Here is a 16,579-nt window from a genome sequence, read left to right as displayed (position 1 = left end):
CTATTTCCCTGGAAAATAGTCATGTCATTTTATGAAAAGCTTCAAGCACTGAATATTGAATTGCCTGCCGTCGCAACACCTGCTGCTGCTTACGTCATGTATGCGCAAACCGGCAATACCGTGTTTTTGTCTGGCCACATTGCCAAAAAAGATGGCAAACCATGGGTAGGTCAGTTGGGTAAAAACATTTCTACTGAAGAAGGCAAACTGGCTGCACGTGCAGTCGCTGTTGATCTGATCGCTACCTTGCAAGCTGCTTGCGGTGGTGATTTGAACCGCGTCAAACGTATTGTCAAGGTCATGAGCCTGGTTAATTCCACACCTGACTTTATCGAGCAGCATTTGGTAACGAATGGTGCTTCTGAATTGATCGGTGAAATTTTTGGTGAGCAAGGCAAACATGCACGTTCCGCTTTTGGTGTTGCCCAAATCCCGATGGGAGCTTGCGTGGAAATTGAACTGATCGCCGAAATCGCCTGAATTTTATAAAAACATCAATTTGCCAGTATCGGCAATCCTTACAGTGAGACCAGCATGAAACTTGAAAATCCTAGCCCCATAGATTGGAAATTTTCCGAACGTGCCGAGCAGTTGCAAAGCTCGGCGATCAGGGAAATTCTAAAAGTGACCATGCGTCCTGAAGTTATTTCTTTCGCTGGAGGATTGCCGTCCCCTGAAACTTTCCCGGTCGATCGCATGCGTGCTGCGTTTGACAAGGTGTTGACGCAACAAGGCAAATCAGCCCTGCAATACGGGCCGACAGATGGCTATGCACCTTTGCGTGAATTCCTGGCAGACTCTTTATCTACCAGCGATTCAAAAATTTTGCCTGAACAATTGTTGATGGTGTCAGGCTCACAACAGGGCCTGGATTTACTTGGTAAAGTGCTGGTCGATGAAGGCAGCAAGATACTGGTGGAAACACCCAGCTACCTGGGTGCCTTGCAGGCATTCTCGGTTTATCGCCCTCAGTTTGAGTCAGTTGATACAGATGATCATGGTGTCATTCCTGCTTCAGTCGCCGCCAAGGGCGAGGGTGCGCGCCTGATGTATGCCTTGCCTAATTTTCAGAATCCGACCGGGCGCACTCTATCTGTCGAGCGCCGCTTTGAATTGGTAGAAACCTGTGCACGCATGGGCATACCATTGATTGAAGACAATCCCTACGGCGACCTGTGTTATAGCGGCGAGCCTTTGCCCAAGATGCTCAATATGAACCCCGGTGGCGTCATTTACATGGGTTCTTTTTCCAAAGTGCTGACACCCGGCATACGCCTGGGTTACGTCGTTGGCCCGACAGCCCTGATACGCAAGCTCGAGCAAGCCAAGCAGGCGGCTGATCTGCACACAGCCCAACTGACACAAATGGTGGTGTATGAAGTCATCAAAGATGGTTTTCTTGGTGAACATATCCCGACCATACGTTCTTTCTATGCGAAACAGTGCAGTGTCATGCTTGACGCAATGAGCAAGCATTTCCCTGAAGGCGTGAGCTGGACCAAACCTGAAGGTGGCATGTTTGTCTGGGTGACCCTGCCTAAACACATGGATAGCAAACAATTGCTCGATGAAGCCATCCAGCAGAATGTCGCATTTGTTCCGGGCGGGCCGTTCTACGCCAATAACCCTGAAACAAATACTCTGCGCCTGTCATTTGTTACGGTTTCACCTGAACGTATTTATGAGGGAATAGAAAAAATAGGAAAGCTGATCAAAGCCCGTATGTAATCCTGTGTCTTGAAGTGTTACTGACCCGCCTGCTGGCGGGTTTTTTCATTGTTTGTCATCATCCTCATGTTCCAGGATTATCTGCATGCCAATGCAGATAGTGGCTATGAGCTGGTACGACGACTTCCTAAGCCTTGATTATTGAGCAGGCGACGCACAAATAGCCAGCATATGATCATTGTCATGTATGTTTGCCAAATCTTGCAGCCAGAACGCATTGAAAAACGTAAAGATATTTTCTTTTTGGAAACCGTTCCTTAGCCGCCACTAGTTTCTTGCCAAGCACAATTCCAGCAGTTAGACTTAAGTGACTAATTTCCCTTTCCTGCTGAGAAGGTTGCGCCATGAAGGTCTGTTTTAGCATAGCTGTTCCTTCCATTACTGCCAGATTGCAGTTGGCCTTCCTGTTGGCACTATCGGTATTGGCTGCTGTAAGCGCGCCTGTTTACGCGAATGAAACCTGCAAGAGCTTGCTGGTGACTGGCAATCCTGAATATCCCCCTTATCTCTGGCGTGACCCGGAAGACGAAAATCACCTGGTTGGGGCTAACGCTGACTGGATACAGTTGCTGGGCAAAGAAATCGGCATCCCCGTTGAAGTTAAATATGTAGGCCCGTGGGGCCGGGTGCAGGAAGAGGCGAAACTCGGGCGTGTTGATCTATTAGCGGGTGCTTTTTTTACTTTGCCCAGACTGGAATACATGGATTATTTTTATCCGGCATTCCGCGAGACCCGTACAGTGATCTGGACGCGCAGCAATTTCAATTTGCCCTATAAAAAATGGGCAGACCTGGCGGGAAGGCAAGGTGTTACCGTCATCAATAATAGTTTTGGTGAAGAATTTGACCGCTACGCGAAAGAATCGCTGAAAATTTCCATGGTTCCCAGCCTGGAACAAGCCCTGAAAATGCTGAGCTTATCCCGTGCTGATTATCTGATTTACGAAGAAGATCCTGGCCTGGCCTATGTGGCCAAACTCAATATTACCGGCTTGAAAACGGTTAGCCCACCAATCACCAATGAAAACCTGTATCTGACGTTTTCGCACAAGTCACCATGCAATACACCGGAAATGCGCGGCCGGATAGCAAAAGCCGTCTACAAACTTGATAAGCAAAATGTCATGAACAAGCTGATTGCCTCCAACATCCAGCTGTGGCGCAAGCAGCAGGCCAAGTAATTGCGGCAATATACAGGCCAAACTTTGCGTACGCTCTCACTCCGGCAAATACTTATTATTGGTGTTGTAGTAGGGATTGTGTTGCCTGCAATCGTATTGGGGCGATTTCTGGTACAAGACCGCTACGAGCGCGAGCTGGAATTAAGGGTGCGCAACCCCATGTCGCAATATGCGGATATGCTGTCGCGTGCCATGGCAGTACCGGTCTGGACGCTCGATAAAGCGGTTGCCAATCAGTTTATTCAGGCTGTCATGCGTAACCCTGAAGTGGTCAGTGTCGAAGTCTATGACGAGTCCAAGGCGATTTTTGTCCGCAGTGCCAAATTCAAGAAAATTGATGCCAAGTTTTTGCGTGAAGAGCGTCCGATTTTGCTCGAAACCAAAGTCATCGGCACCATCATGCTGGAATTGACCACCGAGCACATAGAAAAAGAATTGTGGGCTGATTTCCTTAAGCTGGGTATGGCACTGTTGGTGCAGGTGGTTTTTTCTTTCATCCTGATCTGGTTGCTGTTTGAGCGTCGTATCGTCAGGCCCATACTGGAACTGCAAATGGCTACCGTCAGGCTGGCGCGTGGCAAGCTCGATCAACCGCTCGAATGGTTGCGCCAGGATGAAATTGGCAATCTGGCCCAGGGATTAGACAAGATGCGCCTGAACCTGGGGCGCCTGATTACCGAGCGTGAAGCGCAAAATATCACCTTGCAACAAGAACTCAATGAGCGTTTGCGCGCAGAGCAGGCTTTGAAGGTGACGGAAGAAAAATTCATCGGCATCTTTCAGGCGTCGCCTGTGGCGATGACAGTACTGCGCAAAGCGCAGTATTACAGCATGATCGATGTCAACCATGCCTGGGTAAGGCAGTTTTTCTGGTCGCATGATGAAATATTGGGGGATAGCGAAACCCAGAAGGCGCTATGGAGAAACGAGCACGATTTCTTTGAGATACTGCGTATCCTTGAGCGTGACGGTGAAATCCATGACTACGAAGCCTGGCTAAGCTGCGGCCACCAGGAAAAAATCATCCTCTGCCAGATATCGGGCCGCATGATACGGTTGGGGAATGAACCACTGATTATCCTGGTACAGGAAGACATCACCGAGAAACGCCAGAACGAGCAGGAAATCCGCAATATGAACACCACGCTCGAGCGGCGGGTTTCGGAAAGAACCCAGGCGCTGGAGGCCGCCAACAGTGAACTGACCATTGTGCTGGAAAATTTACAGCGCGCCCAGAGAGAATTATTGCGTACAGAAAAAATGGCGGCATTAGGTTCGCTGGTGGCCGGTATCGCGCATGAACTCAATACACCTATAGGTACTAGCGTAACCGTTGCCAGCACTCTGGCGCAGCATACTGACGAGGTCCTGTTTGCGCTTGATAAAGGCATGCGTCGTTCAGTGCTGGAGGAATATCTGAGAAATGCCAAGACGGGTGCTGATTTGTTGTTACGCAATCTGAGCAAGGCGTCAGAGCTGGTCATCAGCTTTAAACAGGTGGCAGTTGACCGTACCAGTGCCAATCGCAGGATGTTTGCCCTGGATGAAATGTTGTCTGAATTGATCGTGACCCTCGGCCCGACTATACGCAAGACCCGTCATGATATTGAATCCAGAGTGCCACCCAAACTGATGATGGATAGTTATCCCGGACCGTTAGGACAAGTACTGACCAACTTAATCAATAATGCATTTATTCATGGCTTTGAAGGCGATTTTCGTGGAACGGTCAGTATTTTTGCGCGTACTGTGGACGAAGATGTCGTGGAAATCCTGGTCAGCGATAACGGTAAGGGCATTCCTACTGCCAATCTGGGCCGCATCTTTGACCCTTTCTTTACCACCAGGCTGGGGCAGGGGGGTAGTGGTCTGGGTTTGAATATTGTTTATAACCTGGTGACCGGCGTATTGGGTGGCAATATCGTGGTGGAGAGCGAATTGGGTAAGGGTACGACATTCAGAATCAACCTGCCCAGCGCGCCGAAATTGAATGAAGGCGAGTCCGGCTACATAGAATGATTTCAGTCTGTGGCTAGCCGCAGGTCGGGGACATCTGATAAAGTCGCGGAATGACAAAACTTAGCTTAGATAAAATTCTGCAATCGCAAGGATTCGGAACCCGTAAATATTGCCGCGATCTGGTCGAAGACGGCGAAGTCAGTGTGAATGGTGAAGTGATACGCAGTTGCAAGCTGGCGTTTGAAACCGCTGGCCTGCAGTTCAGGATTTTCGATGAAGACTGGGATTACCGCGAGCGTGTGTACATCGTACTCAACAAGCCAGCGAATTTTGAATGCTCACGCAAGCCCAGCCATCACCCTGGCGTGCTGACCTTGTTGCCTGAGCAATTCAGCTGGCGCGATGTGCAACCAGTAGGGCGTCTTGACCATGATACGACAGGCATGTTGCTGATGTCTGACGACGGGCCGTTTATTCACGCTCAATCGTCACCAAAGCGGCATGTACCCAAAGTTTACCAGGCCCGTACCGCAGACCCGGTGACTGCGGAATTGGTTGACACCTTGCTAAAAGGTGTCAAGCTGCATGATGAACCTGCGCCCCTGGCAGCCATTTTTTGCCAGAAACTTGATGAAAACCTTCTTGAAATCGTGTTGGAACAGGGCAAATACCATCAGGTCAAGCGCATGCTTGCCGCTGCCGGCAATCATTGTGCCGCCTTGCAAAGGACGGCAATAGGCCGGTTGACGCTGGCTTCGCTGGCTTTGGAAGAGGGTGACTGGTGCTACCTGGCACCTGAACAATTAGGCTTGCTGGTACCCTGATTGTGACTGTCTTTATGTTGATATGCTTTGATGTACCCGTTGCTTTTCATTTTTGTACATGGAATACCTAAGCCTTCATGATCCTCTGATCTTGTTCGGCTTGCGCGAATTGGATAAAAGGAGCAGACATGCCGGTCATTGCCATAGTCAATCCCAAAGGTGGTGTGGGTAAAAGTACCGTTGCCACCAACCTGGCTGGTTATTTTGCATCGCAAGGGCATAAAGTCATGCTGGGGGACACCGATATCCAGCAGTCGTCCCGTACCTGGCTGTCATTGCGGCCGGCCAATCTGCCACAGATACATGCCTGGGATATTGCAGATGGCAATGTATTGAAACCACCCAAGGGTACGACCCATGTCGTGCTGGACACGCCCGCCGGATTGAAAGGCAACAAGCTTGAAGCCGTTCTTAAGTTGGCTGACAAAGTGATTGTTCCCTTGCAAGCTTCCATTTTCGATATCCTGGCAACCGAAGAATTTTTGAAATCACTGGCCAAATTGAAGCTGAATGGTCGGATTGGCGTATTGGGCATGCGCGTGAATACGCGCAGCCGTGCAGCTGATCAGTTGGGGCATTATGTCGGGCAGCTGGGTTTGCCGGTACTGGGTTTTTTGCGTGACACGCAAAATTACATACAACTGGCTGCACACGGGGCAACCTTATGGGATGTCGCCCCTTCGAAGGTGGAAAAAGATTTGCCCCAATGGGAAGAGCTACTGACCTGGATAGCGAAATGATCAGAGATAAAGAGAAATAAAGAGAAATAAAGAAAAATAATCGAAAATAATCAGAATCTTCGTTAAATTTCGAAAATTAAGGATATTTGACCCCCAGATTTAAGCTACATCACTATAATGCCGCTTGCTTGAAGAGATGCAAAATTCTCTTTTGTTATCAAATACTTACGGCATGCATCTTACCATTTTTGAAACCCCTGTCATTAATACACTCATGCGCTGGTTGTCGGTCTTGTGTTTGCGACTGGCAGGCTGGAAGGTCGAAGGGATTACTCCTGTAGAGCAAAAATATGTATTGATTGCTGCGCCACATACCAGTAACTGGGATTTCCCTTTCACTTTGATGATCTGCTTTGCGTTGCGCCTCCGGGTTTATTGGATGGGCAAGTCCAGCCTTTTTCCACCGCTTCTTGGTGGCATCATGCGCTGGTTAGGCGGCATACCCGTTGACCGTAGCAAATCTGGCAATCTGGTTCAGGGTACAGTCGATGCCTTTCAAGCCAATCAGCGACTAACGGTTATTGTTCCCCCGGAAGGAACACGCGGTAAGGTCAGCCATTGGAAAACCGGTTTTTATTACATTGCGCTTGGTGCAAAGGTGCCGATTGCCCTGGGCTACCTGGATTTTAAGCGCAAGGCCGGTGGCATAGGCAAGATGTTTGAATTGACAGGTGAGATCGAGGCAGATATGGCCGCGATACGCCAATTTTATTGTGGCGTATCCGGTAAGAACCCTCAGCATTTTGATGAAGAAAAAATACAGGTCAACCGTAAAGACTAGGTTTTACCTTCGTTAGCAAAGGGCAAGATCTTCTATTCAGGGTTCTTGCTGAACCCTTGCTTCCACTGATTTTGCCGGTACAGGCAGCTCTGCCTGTCTGGTTCCCAATTGCGAAACCAGCAACCAGGTTACCGGCGCCAAAAGATAACGTTTGGTAAAGCGCTCACATTTTTCATGTGAACATAGCCAGACGATAGCGGCAGACACCAGCGCAGAAATCAGTAAGGCCGTGACATTGTCAAACTTGAAGATATGGCGCAATACACCCGTTTCCTGCAAGATGATCAGCGCCATCCCATGCCATACCAGCACATAGATGGAGCGTTGGCCTATGTGGGCCAGGCGCAAGTCTTTTTGTGCCAGCAAATACAAGATTGCCAGCCCGATAATCGTGGACGCTGCATACTGCAATAATTGGTAGAACGTACCTGTCAGATTAGCCATTTCCAGTCGGTGCAGGGAATAACTGCCATACAGCCAGCGATAGTCAAAATCTGTTTTAAGGAAAAACACGCCTATCAGGGCAGCCAGCACGATCAGGGCGCTGAGAACCACTTTACCCTGTTTCTTGTCCGCGAAGGGCCTTTGCCCTAATTGCCAGCCAAGCAAGAAATACGGGAAAAATACCAGTGTCCTGGATATACTGAGGAAATAGCCGGCATGCTCTGAATAACTGGCAATCAGCGATACTCCCAGTGCCAGCGCTACTGCAAATTGCATGCGCGCAAACAAAGGCAACAATAAACGCCAGCACAGCAGGCTCAGCAAATACCAAAGCATCCAGTAAGGCGCAATCATATTGCCATACACGCTGAGATTGCCTTTCAAGAAAAATTCTGTCGCCTCGTAGATAATTTCAAAAGCGATCAGGGGAACCAACACGGTAGAGATCAATTGCGTGGCATTTTTATCATTCCAGTGCGCCTTGGAAAACATGCCTGAGATCAGCGCAAACATGGGCATGTGGAAGGCGTAGACAAAAAGCCAGATGGAGCGCAGCACATGGTCTTCACCGACATAAATTTCGATCAGATGCCCGAAAACCACAAAAAATATCAAGATCGCCTTGATATTGTCTATGCTTGGATTTCTGACTGAGGGAGTGGTGGGATTGGACATGCCGCAATTATGGATACTTGAAATGTCGTCATGATAGCGAAATCGCTCAGGCTTTTATACCCTTTGTTTGTAACGAAACTTAGATCTGTCCTTATTACACTCCCAGAATTTGATGGTTAGCGTATAAGAAAATAATGAAGTTGCCAAAAGGAAATGCCTGTCTGGCATCGATGCTGCATTGAGTATGCTGCCTTATATTCTGAACACTTGATTTTTAGTAGAATAGGGAGGTTAGCACGCAGGTTTAAAATTTCCCCGTGGCAATTTTTAATATAAAATCTAAGCCTACACTGCTTAGGTGAAGAGGTAGTTATGCCGAAAGACCGCTCAAGGGCGAGCATATTAAGCGAGCAACTGGATTTTGAAGGCGTTGATGGCAGCAATCCCAAGGTGCCAGATAGCGCTGCTTTGAATTTTGAGACAGAGACGTCTGCTGGAGCTTCTACTGCCGCGACAATGAATAAGCCTGCTAATACATCATTAGCGTCAACATCGGGGTCCGGCACCAGTACCAGGACATCGCGTCCTGCCGTCAAGTCTGCACCTGCCAAAAAAACTGCCTCGGTAACAAAAACATCCGCCAGGAAAGGTGTCCAGGCACGCGACCGTTTTGGTATTTACGCAGCAATTATCGTATTGTTGGGTCTCGCGATTATGCTGGCATTGTTTTTTTATGTCAGGACGGTGAATTACAACGCTGCAGGGCTTGCCTATGCTACGTTGCCGCAGCAAGTTGCCAATGTTGATGGGCAGGTTGTGCGCATGCAGATCACTATCCAGGTAAGGGATGAAGACAGTGAATGGCTATCGGAAAACAAAAAATCCCTGGCCAACCTGTTTCAAATTGAGCTTGGCAAAGTCAATCCGGATGATTTGCATTCCGAGACAGGATTTGAACTGGTCAGGGCACAGTTGAAAGCAGGGCTGAACAAATCCATGCAGACAGACAAAATAGAATCTGTACTGATTAACGAATTACTCATGCAAAATCGCAGCGAATAAAACCCTTGTCCGACGATCAGTTCATCAGGAGGCACATGAAAATCATGGGCCTGCCCGAGCTGGCGAGAATGCCAGAGATCTCCACTTCTATGCGCTGACAGAAATTCCCTGGCCGTTGCTTGCTTCTGGTGGTGCGCTGTATGCGCGCAATAATTGCAGGGTTTTTTTGAATAGTGCAGCATCCGTACTGCTATTGCTATTGCTACCGCTATCGCTATTACTGCTACTGGAACTGTTTGCCGTAGCAGAGGTGGTCGCACTTGTTGGTGATGTCAGGCTGGCAATGCTGTTGGTAGCAGTAGTGCTGGCGCTGCTGGCAGTACTAGTGGAACCGCTGGCAGTGGACGCAGCGGTTTGTGTATTTGTCACGGTTTTTTCCAGATACGCCAGGGTTTCGGCGAAACTGACCTTGCCATCCTGATTGGTGTCTGCCGCATCAAAATTTTGCGCTACTTGTGTCAGTGCGGCCCCTGCGGCGCTATTTGATTTACCTACCGTTGTTGCCAGGTCGCCGAGTTGTGTCTTATCCAGCCCACCGCTATCGCCACCACCACCATCTTGTGGTGGCGGTGGGCGATGGCCGCCGCCTGCACGGCGTGCATGGAACTGGTTGTCCAGCGCACTGCTTAAATTCTTGATGCCAGCGCTAAATTCATCCTTGGTGATTTTTCCGTCACCATCGCTATCTAGTTTTTTGAATAGATCGTCAATACTGGCGCTGTTGCCACTGGCACTACCGGTAGCCGTCGTACCAGTAGTACTACCAGTGTTGGTAGCATTGCTAGTGCCTGTAGTTGATGATGACGCCGACGAGCCGATATTGCTGAATGCTGCTTCCAGGTCTGACACTTCAAGATAGCCCTGGTTCTTTGTATCCAGCTTTGAAAAAACGCTGTCTGCGATTTTGGACTGGTCGCGACCCTGCCTTTGCACGTTACCGGTGTATGAATATGAACTACTGCTACCTATGCTGTTTATGCCACTCATCGCGTTCCCCTGAAAATCAAAAACATGAAGCTGATCTTCAGTGTCACAGTTCGATGTTGCCTGCTTGTGTCTGCTTTGTATCGACATTGACACAAAACTGGTAATTTGCAATCTTTTGCAATCAGTGTAGCAAGTTTATGTTCGCGGCAATCTTAATTCAGCGATCAACCCAGGGACGGCGGGGTTGTTTCTCAATATCAGGCTGCCCTGGTGCCTTCTGGCGACTTCACGTGCGATGCTTAAACCCAGGCCAACACCACCGGTATTCTTGCTTCTGGACGCGGCCAGACGAAAAAAGGGGGCGAATACCTTTTCCAGATCTTTCTCAGGAATGCCCGGCCCCTCGTCGGTGACAGTGATTTGCAATTCGGTATCACTGTCAGCCAGGCTGATTTGAGCAGATTTACCGTAAAAGACAGCATTTTCCAAAAGATTACTGATGCAACGCCGCAATTCATTTGACATCGCCAGTATGGGGCGGGCCTGGCCAAGCATGCTGACAGCCTTGCCTTCGTCCTGCATATTGTCGACGATGGCAGCAATCAGTGATGTCATGTCAAGCAGTTGCATCTGTTCTTCACTGCCCCTTAAATAATCCAGAGTGGCATCGAGCATCAGGCGCATTTCTTCTATGTCTTGCAACAGCTTTTCAGCACCTTCCTGTTGATCTAATTGTTCTGTACGCAGTTTCATCCGGGTCAGCGGGGTTCTCAGATCATGTGATACCGCTGCCAGAAAACGCGCTCTTTCTTCCATTTGCAGATGCAGCCTTTTTTGCATCTGGTTAAATACGATGGCACTTTGACGCGCTTCTTCGGGGCCGGTTTCAGGTATGGGGGTGGGTTCGTGATGGTCACCCAGTGTGCTGGCCGCCGCGGCCAGTTTTTGCATGGGTCTGGCAAGGCTGCGTGAGCCAAGCCAGGCGGCAAGGGCGAGCAAAAATAATTGCAATAACATGCTCAGCGTAAAGCCAAGATAAGGACTGTGCAAAAAATCGTGGGGGGAATGGTGAAGCAAATGCGCGTTCGGGCGTGGGGGAGGGCGGTGATCCCCCAAAAATACGAATAAAAGTATGAAAGTCGCGACATGACTGAGAATGACTGCTGCCATGGCCAGGCCAAACAGGCGGCTGAAGATGGTATCTCTATACAGTTGTCTGAATTTTTGTAGTCGCTTCATTTGCTGCTGGCAGTAAACATATAGCCTTCACCGCGTACGGTTTTCAATAACGTGGGATGACGCGGGTCATCCCCCAGTTTTTGACGCAGTCTGGATACCAGCAGATCTATGCTACGGTCAAACACTTCGCTGGATTTGTTGCGGGCAAAATCCAGCAACTGATCGCGGCTGAGTATTTGTCCCGGCCTGTGGACAAAGGCATACAAGAGCCGGAATTCAGCATTTGAAAGAGGGATCACCATTTTATCCGGGCTGCACAAATGGCGTGTCGCCAAGGTCAAAGTCCATGATCCAAAATGCAGCTCGGTAGTTTGATGCACTGGCTGATCATGCAACTGGCGTGATGAAGTTGCGCTACGTCTAAGCACACTTTGTATGCGTGCCACCAGTTCGCGTGTGTCGACAGGCTTGATCAGATAGTCGTCTGCACCAGACTCCAGCCCCAGGATTTTGTCAGAAAATTCACCCCTGGCAGTCAGCATGATGACAGGGGTTTTTGCCTGGCGACGTAGTTGTCGCAGCAATGAAAGCCCATCTTCATCTGGCAGCATCAAATCAAGCAGAATAACATCAAAATGATGTTGTTCAAGTGCTGCACGCATCGCCACCCCATTATGGGTAGCACTACAGCTTATACCGAATTTTTTAAGATAAGTGCACAGTAAAGCACATATTTCTTCGTCATCATCGACCAATAAAACATGAATGCGGCTGGCATTGTCGGACAATTTACAGCTCCTTGACGTACCTTAATAGCCTGTCCAGTGCGTGCACCACGGTCTGTTCGCGAACTGACTGTCTGTCGCCTGTAAATACACGGCGCTCTGTATGGGTAATGCCACCGACATGCCAGCCAAAACAGATAGTGCCTACAGGTTTGCCAGGCACGGCACCCGTCGGGCCGGCAATGCCAGTGGTTGATATGGAAATATGTGCTTCGGAATTTGCCAGCGCACCCTGTGCCATCGCTGCAGCAATTTCTTCACTGACGGCGCCATGCTGGGCAATCAGCGCTGCCGGGATATCCAGCAATTCTGTCTTGGATGAATTGGAATAGGTCACAAAGGCGCAGTCAAACCATTCTGATGAGCCAGCGATTTCTGTGATGGCATGAGAAACGCCACCCCCGGTACAGGATTCTGCAATGGTCAGTATTAATTTTCTGGATTTCAGTTCTTCACCGACTTGTGCTGCAAGTTCTATCGCATTTTGCATGATGTGTCTCCCGTCTGCTTACTCTGACATAAATCTCTGTAAACTTACTTTACCATCATGTCAGCCCGGAAGTGAAGCAAAGAAGTTGCTGCGAAAGCGAATAGGCAATATTGTCGCCAATTACCTCAAGGCAAACTGCCTTGGCATTTCTCGTTTGCGCAGGGGGCATATGGCTGACTTTACCGCATCCGTGCAGGCAAAGTATGCCCGCACGGTGTATTTTGGCGCGTAAATCCTGGATTTGTATTTTGAAGGCTGTACCTGTCTCAAAAAACCATTTCTGAAAAACCAATATCAGAGTATGATTTTTTACAGAGCAGCAAATCCTTTTCACCCTGGAAGTGAATTGATTGAGCTGTTTATCAATTTTTATGCGCAGCCAAATATAAGGCAACATTAAGCAACATAGCGAACATAAGCCCTATAACAAATCATCAAACCAACAAACACAAACCAACAAACGTCTTAACAAGCACCTGTATCTTTCGTGCCTTCATCACTAAAGGAGATGCCCTATGAAAATCGACGCCCTGTTTCAGCAACAAAATGCTTTGCCGTCGATTCCCAAAGTCGTACAAGAAGTCATCGACAGCTTTAATAACGACGACGTTTCTATTGATGAGATAGCCAGAAAGCTTTCGGCAGACCAGGTTTTGAGTGCAAAATTATTGCGCCTGGCGAATTCCTCCTACTACCATGCTTCAAGAACCGTGGGTTCTGTCGATGATGCGGTATTGATGCTGGGCTTCATGACCGTCCGCACCCTGGTGGTCAGCAGTGGACTGACCAGCGGCTTTAAATCCATGCCGGGTGTCGATCTCAAGCAGTTCTGGCGTTATAGCCTGCATACTGCAGTCGTGTCGAAATGGCTGGCCAAGAAAGTACATGGTAATTCCGATTTTGCCTTCACCACTGGTTTGATGCACGCTATTGGGCAACTGGTCATGCATGCCGGCATGCCTGAGCAAATGCTGCAAGTTGACAAGATCGCTGCGGCACTGGATGTGCGCAGGCCGGATGTTGAGCAAACATCCTTTGGCTATGATTTTTATGATGTTGGTGCAGAGCTGGCAAAACGCTGGAGATTTCCAGACGCGTTTTCCAGTGCCATCAAAGCTTGTGGCGCTCCTTTGCAACAGGCAGAATTTGACCAGATTGGCGCTGTCGTCCATATTGCCGCGTGGTGTGCGAGGGGACATGAGAGCCACTATACGCCGGAAGAACAAGAAGCCACTTTCCCAACAGAAGTAGCTCAGAAACTGGGTCTGAAGCCTGAAGTCGTTTTGAAAGAAATGCCGCCTTTAAGTGAGTTGGCGGCAGGTCTCGAAGATTTGCTCGGATAATTGATTCAGGCAAGCAGCGCTGCATTTTACGAACGCAGCACTGCTTGCCCTTAAGTTTTGATGCCGGTACTGCCTGTTTATCTGCCTGCTGCCTGAATATCCAGTGCTACTGCTTCGGCAACCTTGATCCCATCCACCGCAGCAGACAATATCCCGCCCGCATAGCCTGCACCTTCACCCGCCGGAAATAATCCCCGCGTATTCAAACTTTGCAGATCGTCGTCATTGCGTTTGATACGTATTGGTGACGAAGTACGCGTTTCGACGCCGGTCAATATCGCATCGTTCATGGCAAAGCCTTTGATCTTCTTGTCAAACTCCGGCAGAGCTTCACGTATTGCTGTAATGGCATATTCAGGCAAGACTTTTGCGAGGTCACACAAGGTAATGCCCGGTTTGTACGAGGGTTCCACGCTGCCCAGTGCAGTAGACGGGCGCGCCGCCAGAAAATCACCTATCAGCTGTCCTGGCGCGTTGTAATTTCCGCCGCCTACTTCATACGCTGCTTCTTCGAGTTTTCTTTGCAAGTCTATGCCTGCCAGTGGGTTGCCAGGGTAATCTGCCGGTGTAATACCCACCACGATAGCGCTATTGGCGTTGCGTTCATTGCGTGAATACTGGCTCATGCCATTTGTCACAACCCGGCCCGGCTCAGATGCTGCTGCCACGACTGTACCGCCAGGGCACATACAGAAACTATAGACAGAGCGGCCATTTTTTGCGTGATGCACCAGTTTATAGTCGGCTGCGCCAAGAATTTTGTTGCCTGCATTCGGTCCAAAGCGCGCTTTATCGATAATCGATTGCGGATGCTCTACCCGGAAACCAATCGAAAACGGTTTTGCCTCTATATAGACACCGCGATCAGCAATCATCTGGAAGGTATCACGCGCGCTATGCCCGATCGCCAGCACGACATGCTCAGTCTCAAGATAAGCATCATCGTTCAAACGCACACCTTTGACTTTGCCATCGACAATATCGATATCCGTCACTTTTTGCTGGAAACGTATCTCGCCACCCAAAGCTTCTATATTGCCGCGCATCTCCTCTATCATCTTCACCAGACGGAAGGTGCCTATATGTGGTTTGCTGACATACATGATTTCTTCGGGTGCACCGGCTTTGACGAATTCCATCAATACCTTGCGACCATAGTGTTTTGGGTCTTTGATCTGGCTATATAGCTTGCCATCTGAAAAAGTACCGGCGCCACCTTCGCCAAATTGCACATTTGATTCCGGTTGCAGTTCACGTTTGCGCCACAGGCCCCAGGTATCTTTAGTGCGCTCCCTGACATTCTTACCCCGTTCCAGCACGATAGGGCAAAAGCCCATCTCTGCCAGCAGCAAGGCCACAAACAGGCCACAAGGACCAAAACCTATGACCACCGGACGTTTGAAGGGTTTGCTGTCCGCATGCGTAACAAACTTATACGAGGTATCTGGTGTTTCGCATAATTTTGTGCGGTTTCTGTGGCTGGCCAACAAGGCTGGCTCATTCGTCGTTTCCACATCTATCGTATGGATCAGGATGATGGCCGTCTTTTTACGCGCATCATAGCTACGGCGAAAAACCGTAAAGTTGATCAATTCTTTTTCTGTTATCCCCAATTCCTTCAGGATGGCTGTTTTCAGCGCATCTTCTGCATGGTCCAGTGGGAGTTGTAAATCGGTAATGCGCAACATAAATTCGGTCCGGATAACACTAATCGCAAATAAACTGCTTACATCACTTACATCAATATATAGGCAGATGTTTTGATTAGTGATTTGATGAATCCGCTATTTTACCCGCATGTGCTTTGATGTAAGGATTTCCTTACGCAGAAAATGGATCAGAACCAGATATGTGATCTACGTTCTTTAATGCCGCATGAGTTTCACCAAGCCGTAAAATTCGCTCCCTTTCAGGGGGATGTCGTCGGGGTTTCGCAAAGCCGTGAAACTCCTTCCCCTTTAAGGGGAACGTAGGGATGGGGATGGTTTTCGGCCGATAAGCGAAATAGGATCAATATAGATGGCCCCGCAAATTGTCGCTCCTGCGCAGGCCGGAGCCTGGCGTCGTCCGCGGATGAGCCGGGAAGCTAGCAAGAGAGCCACACGACACCCATCTAGAAGCAGCAGTGCGCTGTACAGACAAATATTTGTCTTTCAATAAACAAACTAAAAACAAGCTAAATAATTTCCCCGAACCACTTGCAAAGCAGGGTAGTAGTTTGCTATAGTTCGCCTCCCGCTGAAGAGCGGGGTTGGGAAGTGAAGTAAAGCTGGAGTCTGAGCGGGGGAGTTAAGAACTGCGGAAGGCTGGAAGCTGTGAATAGATTGCAACGGTTTGGCTGGTTCGAAAGAACGGGATAAACGAAAAGAGTTGCAGGTGTTGACAGCGGAAAAGAAGTGCTTCATAATCTCGTTTCTCTGCTGCTGACGCACACAACGCTGCGACGCAAAACTGGGTAAATAAGTAGTCCGGTTGAGTAGAAAAGATTTTGGTTCTTTAACAATTAACAGTCAATAAATGT

Annotated in this window: 17 protein-coding genes; 10 read left to right on the top strand and 7 right to left on the bottom strand. The window is 48.9% G+C overall.

Annotated elements, in window-relative coordinates; translation table 11 throughout:
* The first annotated feature begins 21 nt into the window (after window positions 1-21).
* On the top strand, window positions 22-480 hold the full coding sequence (locus ACO0LH_RS15315) for a RidA family protein (protein WP_422941981.1): 459 nt from the start codon (window positions 22-24) through the stop codon (window positions 478-480).
* A gap of 54 nt (window positions 481-534) precedes the next feature.
* A complete protein-coding gene (locus tag ACO0LH_RS15310; protein WP_422941980.1) occupies window positions 535-1,728 on the top strand; it encodes a PLP-dependent aminotransferase family protein in 1,194 nt (397 codons plus the stop codon).
* 181 nt (window positions 1,729-1,909) lie between these two features.
* Here the strand turns inward: ACO0LH_RS15310 and ACO0LH_RS15305 are convergent, their stop codons facing one another.
* Window positions 1,910-2,092, bottom strand: a complete 183-nt coding sequence (locus tag ACO0LH_RS15305; protein WP_422941979.1) for a hypothetical protein — start codon at window positions 2,090-2,092, stop codon at window positions 1,910-1,912.
* Here ACO0LH_RS15305 and ACO0LH_RS15300 point away from each other — a divergent pair.
* From ACO0LH_RS15300 to ACO0LH_RS15280, 5 genes are all read left to right on the top strand, one after another.
* Window positions 2,073-2,909 (top strand): substrate-binding periplasmic protein, encoded by an 837-nt coding sequence (locus ACO0LH_RS15300; protein ID WP_422941978.1) that lies wholly within the window; start codon window positions 2,073-2,075, stop codon window positions 2,907-2,909. The genes ACO0LH_RS15305 and ACO0LH_RS15300 overlap by 20 nt on opposite strands.
* Window positions 2,910-2,990: 81 nt before the next feature.
* Complete coding sequence (locus tag ACO0LH_RS15295; protein WP_422941977.1) at window positions 2,991-4,928, top strand: ATP-binding protein; 1,938 nt, start codon at window positions 2,991-2,993, stop codon at window positions 4,926-4,928.
* A gap of 50 nt (window positions 4,929-4,978) precedes the next feature.
* Window positions 4,979-5,692 (top strand): pseudouridine synthase, encoded by a 714-nt coding sequence (locus tag ACO0LH_RS15290; protein WP_422941976.1) that lies wholly within the window; start codon window positions 4,979-4,981, stop codon window positions 5,690-5,692.
* A 128-nt stretch (window positions 5,693-5,820) separates the two neighbouring features.
* Window positions 5,821-6,432: a ParA family protein gene (locus ACO0LH_RS15285; RefSeq protein ID WP_422941975.1), complete on the top strand. Its 612-nt coding sequence runs from the start codon at window positions 5,821-5,823 to the stop codon at window positions 6,430-6,432.
* 172 nt (window positions 6,433-6,604) lie between these two features.
* A complete protein-coding gene (locus ACO0LH_RS15280; RefSeq protein ID WP_422941974.1) occupies window positions 6,605-7,213 on the top strand; it encodes a lysophospholipid acyltransferase family protein in 609 nt (202 codons plus the stop codon).
* 36 nt (window positions 7,214-7,249) lie between these two features.
* Here the strand turns inward: ACO0LH_RS15280 and ACO0LH_RS15275 are convergent, their stop codons facing one another.
* Complete coding sequence (locus ACO0LH_RS15275; RefSeq protein ID WP_422941973.1) at window positions 7,250-8,332, bottom strand: acyltransferase family protein; 1,083 nt, start codon at window positions 8,330-8,332, stop codon at window positions 7,250-7,252.
* A gap of 312 nt (window positions 8,333-8,644) precedes the next feature.
* Between ACO0LH_RS15275 and ACO0LH_RS15270 the strand changes: the two genes are divergently transcribed.
* Entirely contained in the window at window positions 8,645-9,334 is a 690-nt protein-coding gene (locus ACO0LH_RS15270; RefSeq protein WP_422941972.1) for a flagellar basal body-associated FliL family protein, read from the top strand.
* A gap of 87 nt (window positions 9,335-9,421) precedes the next feature.
* Here the strand turns inward: ACO0LH_RS15270 and ACO0LH_RS15265 are convergent, their stop codons facing one another.
* The 4 genes from ACO0LH_RS15265 to ACO0LH_RS15250 all read right to left on the bottom strand — a co-directional run bounded on the left by ACO0LH_RS15265 (window position 9,422) and on the right by ACO0LH_RS15250 (window position 12,715).
* Window positions 9,422-10,321 (bottom strand): EF-hand domain-containing protein, encoded by a 900-nt coding sequence (locus tag ACO0LH_RS15265; RefSeq protein ID WP_422941971.1) that lies wholly within the window; start codon window positions 10,319-10,321, stop codon window positions 9,422-9,424.
* A 135-nt stretch (window positions 10,322-10,456) separates the two neighbouring features.
* Entirely contained in the window at window positions 10,457-11,500 is a 1,044-nt protein-coding gene (locus ACO0LH_RS15260; protein WP_422941970.1) for an ATP-binding protein, read from the bottom strand.
* Complete coding sequence (locus tag ACO0LH_RS15255) at window positions 11,497-12,228, bottom strand: response regulator (RefSeq protein WP_422941969.1); 732 nt, start codon at window positions 12,226-12,228, stop codon at window positions 11,497-11,499. The genes ACO0LH_RS15260 and ACO0LH_RS15255 overlap by 4 nt, the downstream gene beginning before the upstream one ends.
* Window position 12,229: 1 nt before the next feature.
* Window positions 12,230-12,715 (bottom strand): CinA family protein, encoded by a 486-nt coding sequence (locus tag ACO0LH_RS15250; protein ID WP_422941968.1) that lies wholly within the window; start codon window positions 12,713-12,715, stop codon window positions 12,230-12,232.
* A gap of 85 nt (window positions 12,716-12,800) precedes the next feature.
* Between ACO0LH_RS15250 and ACO0LH_RS15245 the strand changes: the two genes are divergently transcribed.
* Together ACO0LH_RS15245 and ACO0LH_RS15240 are read left to right on the top strand one after the other, a co-directional pair.
* A complete protein-coding gene (locus ACO0LH_RS15245; RefSeq protein WP_422941966.1) occupies window positions 12,801-12,947 on the top strand; it encodes a hypothetical protein in 147 nt (48 codons plus the stop codon).
* A gap of 283 nt (window positions 12,948-13,230) precedes the next feature.
* Window positions 13,231-14,058 (top strand): HDOD domain-containing protein, encoded by an 828-nt coding sequence (locus ACO0LH_RS15240; RefSeq protein WP_422941965.1) that lies wholly within the window; start codon window positions 13,231-13,233, stop codon window positions 14,056-14,058.
* A gap of 77 nt (window positions 14,059-14,135) precedes the next feature.
* On the opposite strand, the gene ACO0LH_RS15235 is transcribed toward ACO0LH_RS15240, so the two are convergent.
* Window positions 14,136-15,746, bottom strand: coding sequence for an NAD(P)/FAD-dependent oxidoreductase (locus tag ACO0LH_RS15235; protein ID WP_422941964.1), 1,611 nt, complete (start codon window positions 15,744-15,746; stop codon window positions 14,136-14,138).
* Window positions 15,747-16,579: the final 833 nt, after the last annotated feature.

Origin of the sequence: Undibacterium sp. TJN19, from assembly GCF_049339485.1 — a bacterium.
GTDB lineage: Bacteria > Pseudomonadota > Gammaproteobacteria > Burkholderiales > Burkholderiaceae_D > Undibacterium.
This window is presented reverse-complemented; position numbering and strand designations above follow the sequence as displayed.

What these genes read in the sequence shown, in the direction of transcription:
- ACO0LH_RS15315 (WP_422941981.1), top strand. Translation starts at nt 22, where the DNA reads ATGTCATTTTATGAAAAGCTTCAAGCACTGAATATTGAATTGCCTGCC.
- ACO0LH_RS15310 (WP_422941980.1), top strand. Translation starts at nt 535, where the DNA reads ATGAAACTTGAAAATCCTAGCCCCATAGATTGGAAATTTTCCGAACGT.
- ACO0LH_RS15300 (WP_422941978.1), top strand. Translation starts at nt 2,073, where the DNA reads ATGAAGGTCTGTTTTAGCATAGCTGTTCCTTCCATTACTGCCAGATTG.
- ACO0LH_RS15305 (WP_422941979.1), bottom strand. Translation starts at nt 2,092, where the DNA reads ATGCTAAAACAGACCTTCATGGCGCAACCTTCTCAGCAGGAAAGGGAA.
- ACO0LH_RS15290 (WP_422941976.1), top strand. Translation starts at nt 4,979, where the DNA reads ATGACAAAACTTAGCTTAGATAAAATTCTGCAATCGCAAGGATTCGGA.
- ACO0LH_RS15285 (WP_422941975.1), top strand. Translation starts at nt 5,821, where the DNA reads ATGCCGGTCATTGCCATAGTCAATCCCAAAGGTGGTGTGGGTAAAAGT.
- ACO0LH_RS15280 (WP_422941974.1), top strand. Translation starts at nt 6,605, where the DNA reads ATGCATCTTACCATTTTTGAAACCCCTGTCATTAATACACTCATGCGC.
- ACO0LH_RS15275 (WP_422941973.1), bottom strand. Translation starts at nt 8,332, where the DNA reads ATGTCCAATCCCACCACTCCCTCAGTCAGAAATCCAAGCATAGACAAT.
- ACO0LH_RS15270 (WP_422941972.1), top strand. Translation starts at nt 8,645, where the DNA reads ATGCCGAAAGACCGCTCAAGGGCGAGCATATTAAGCGAGCAACTGGAT.
- ACO0LH_RS15265 (WP_422941971.1), bottom strand. Translation starts at nt 10,321, where the DNA reads ATGAGTGGCATAAACAGCATAGGTAGCAGTAGTTCATATTCATACACC.
- ACO0LH_RS15260 (WP_422941970.1), bottom strand. Translation starts at nt 11,500, where the DNA reads ATGAAGCGACTACAAAAATTCAGACAACTGTATAGAGATACCATCTTC.
- ACO0LH_RS15250 (WP_422941968.1), bottom strand. Translation starts at nt 12,715, where the DNA reads ATGCAAAATGCGATAGAACTTGCAGCACAAGTCGGTGAAGAACTGAAA.
- ACO0LH_RS15240 (WP_422941965.1), top strand. Translation starts at nt 13,231, where the DNA reads ATGAAAATCGACGCCCTGTTTCAGCAACAAAATGCTTTGCCGTCGATT.
- ACO0LH_RS15235 (WP_422941964.1), bottom strand. Translation starts at nt 15,746, where the DNA reads ATGTTGCGCATTACCGATTTACAACTCCCACTGGACCATGCAGAAGAT.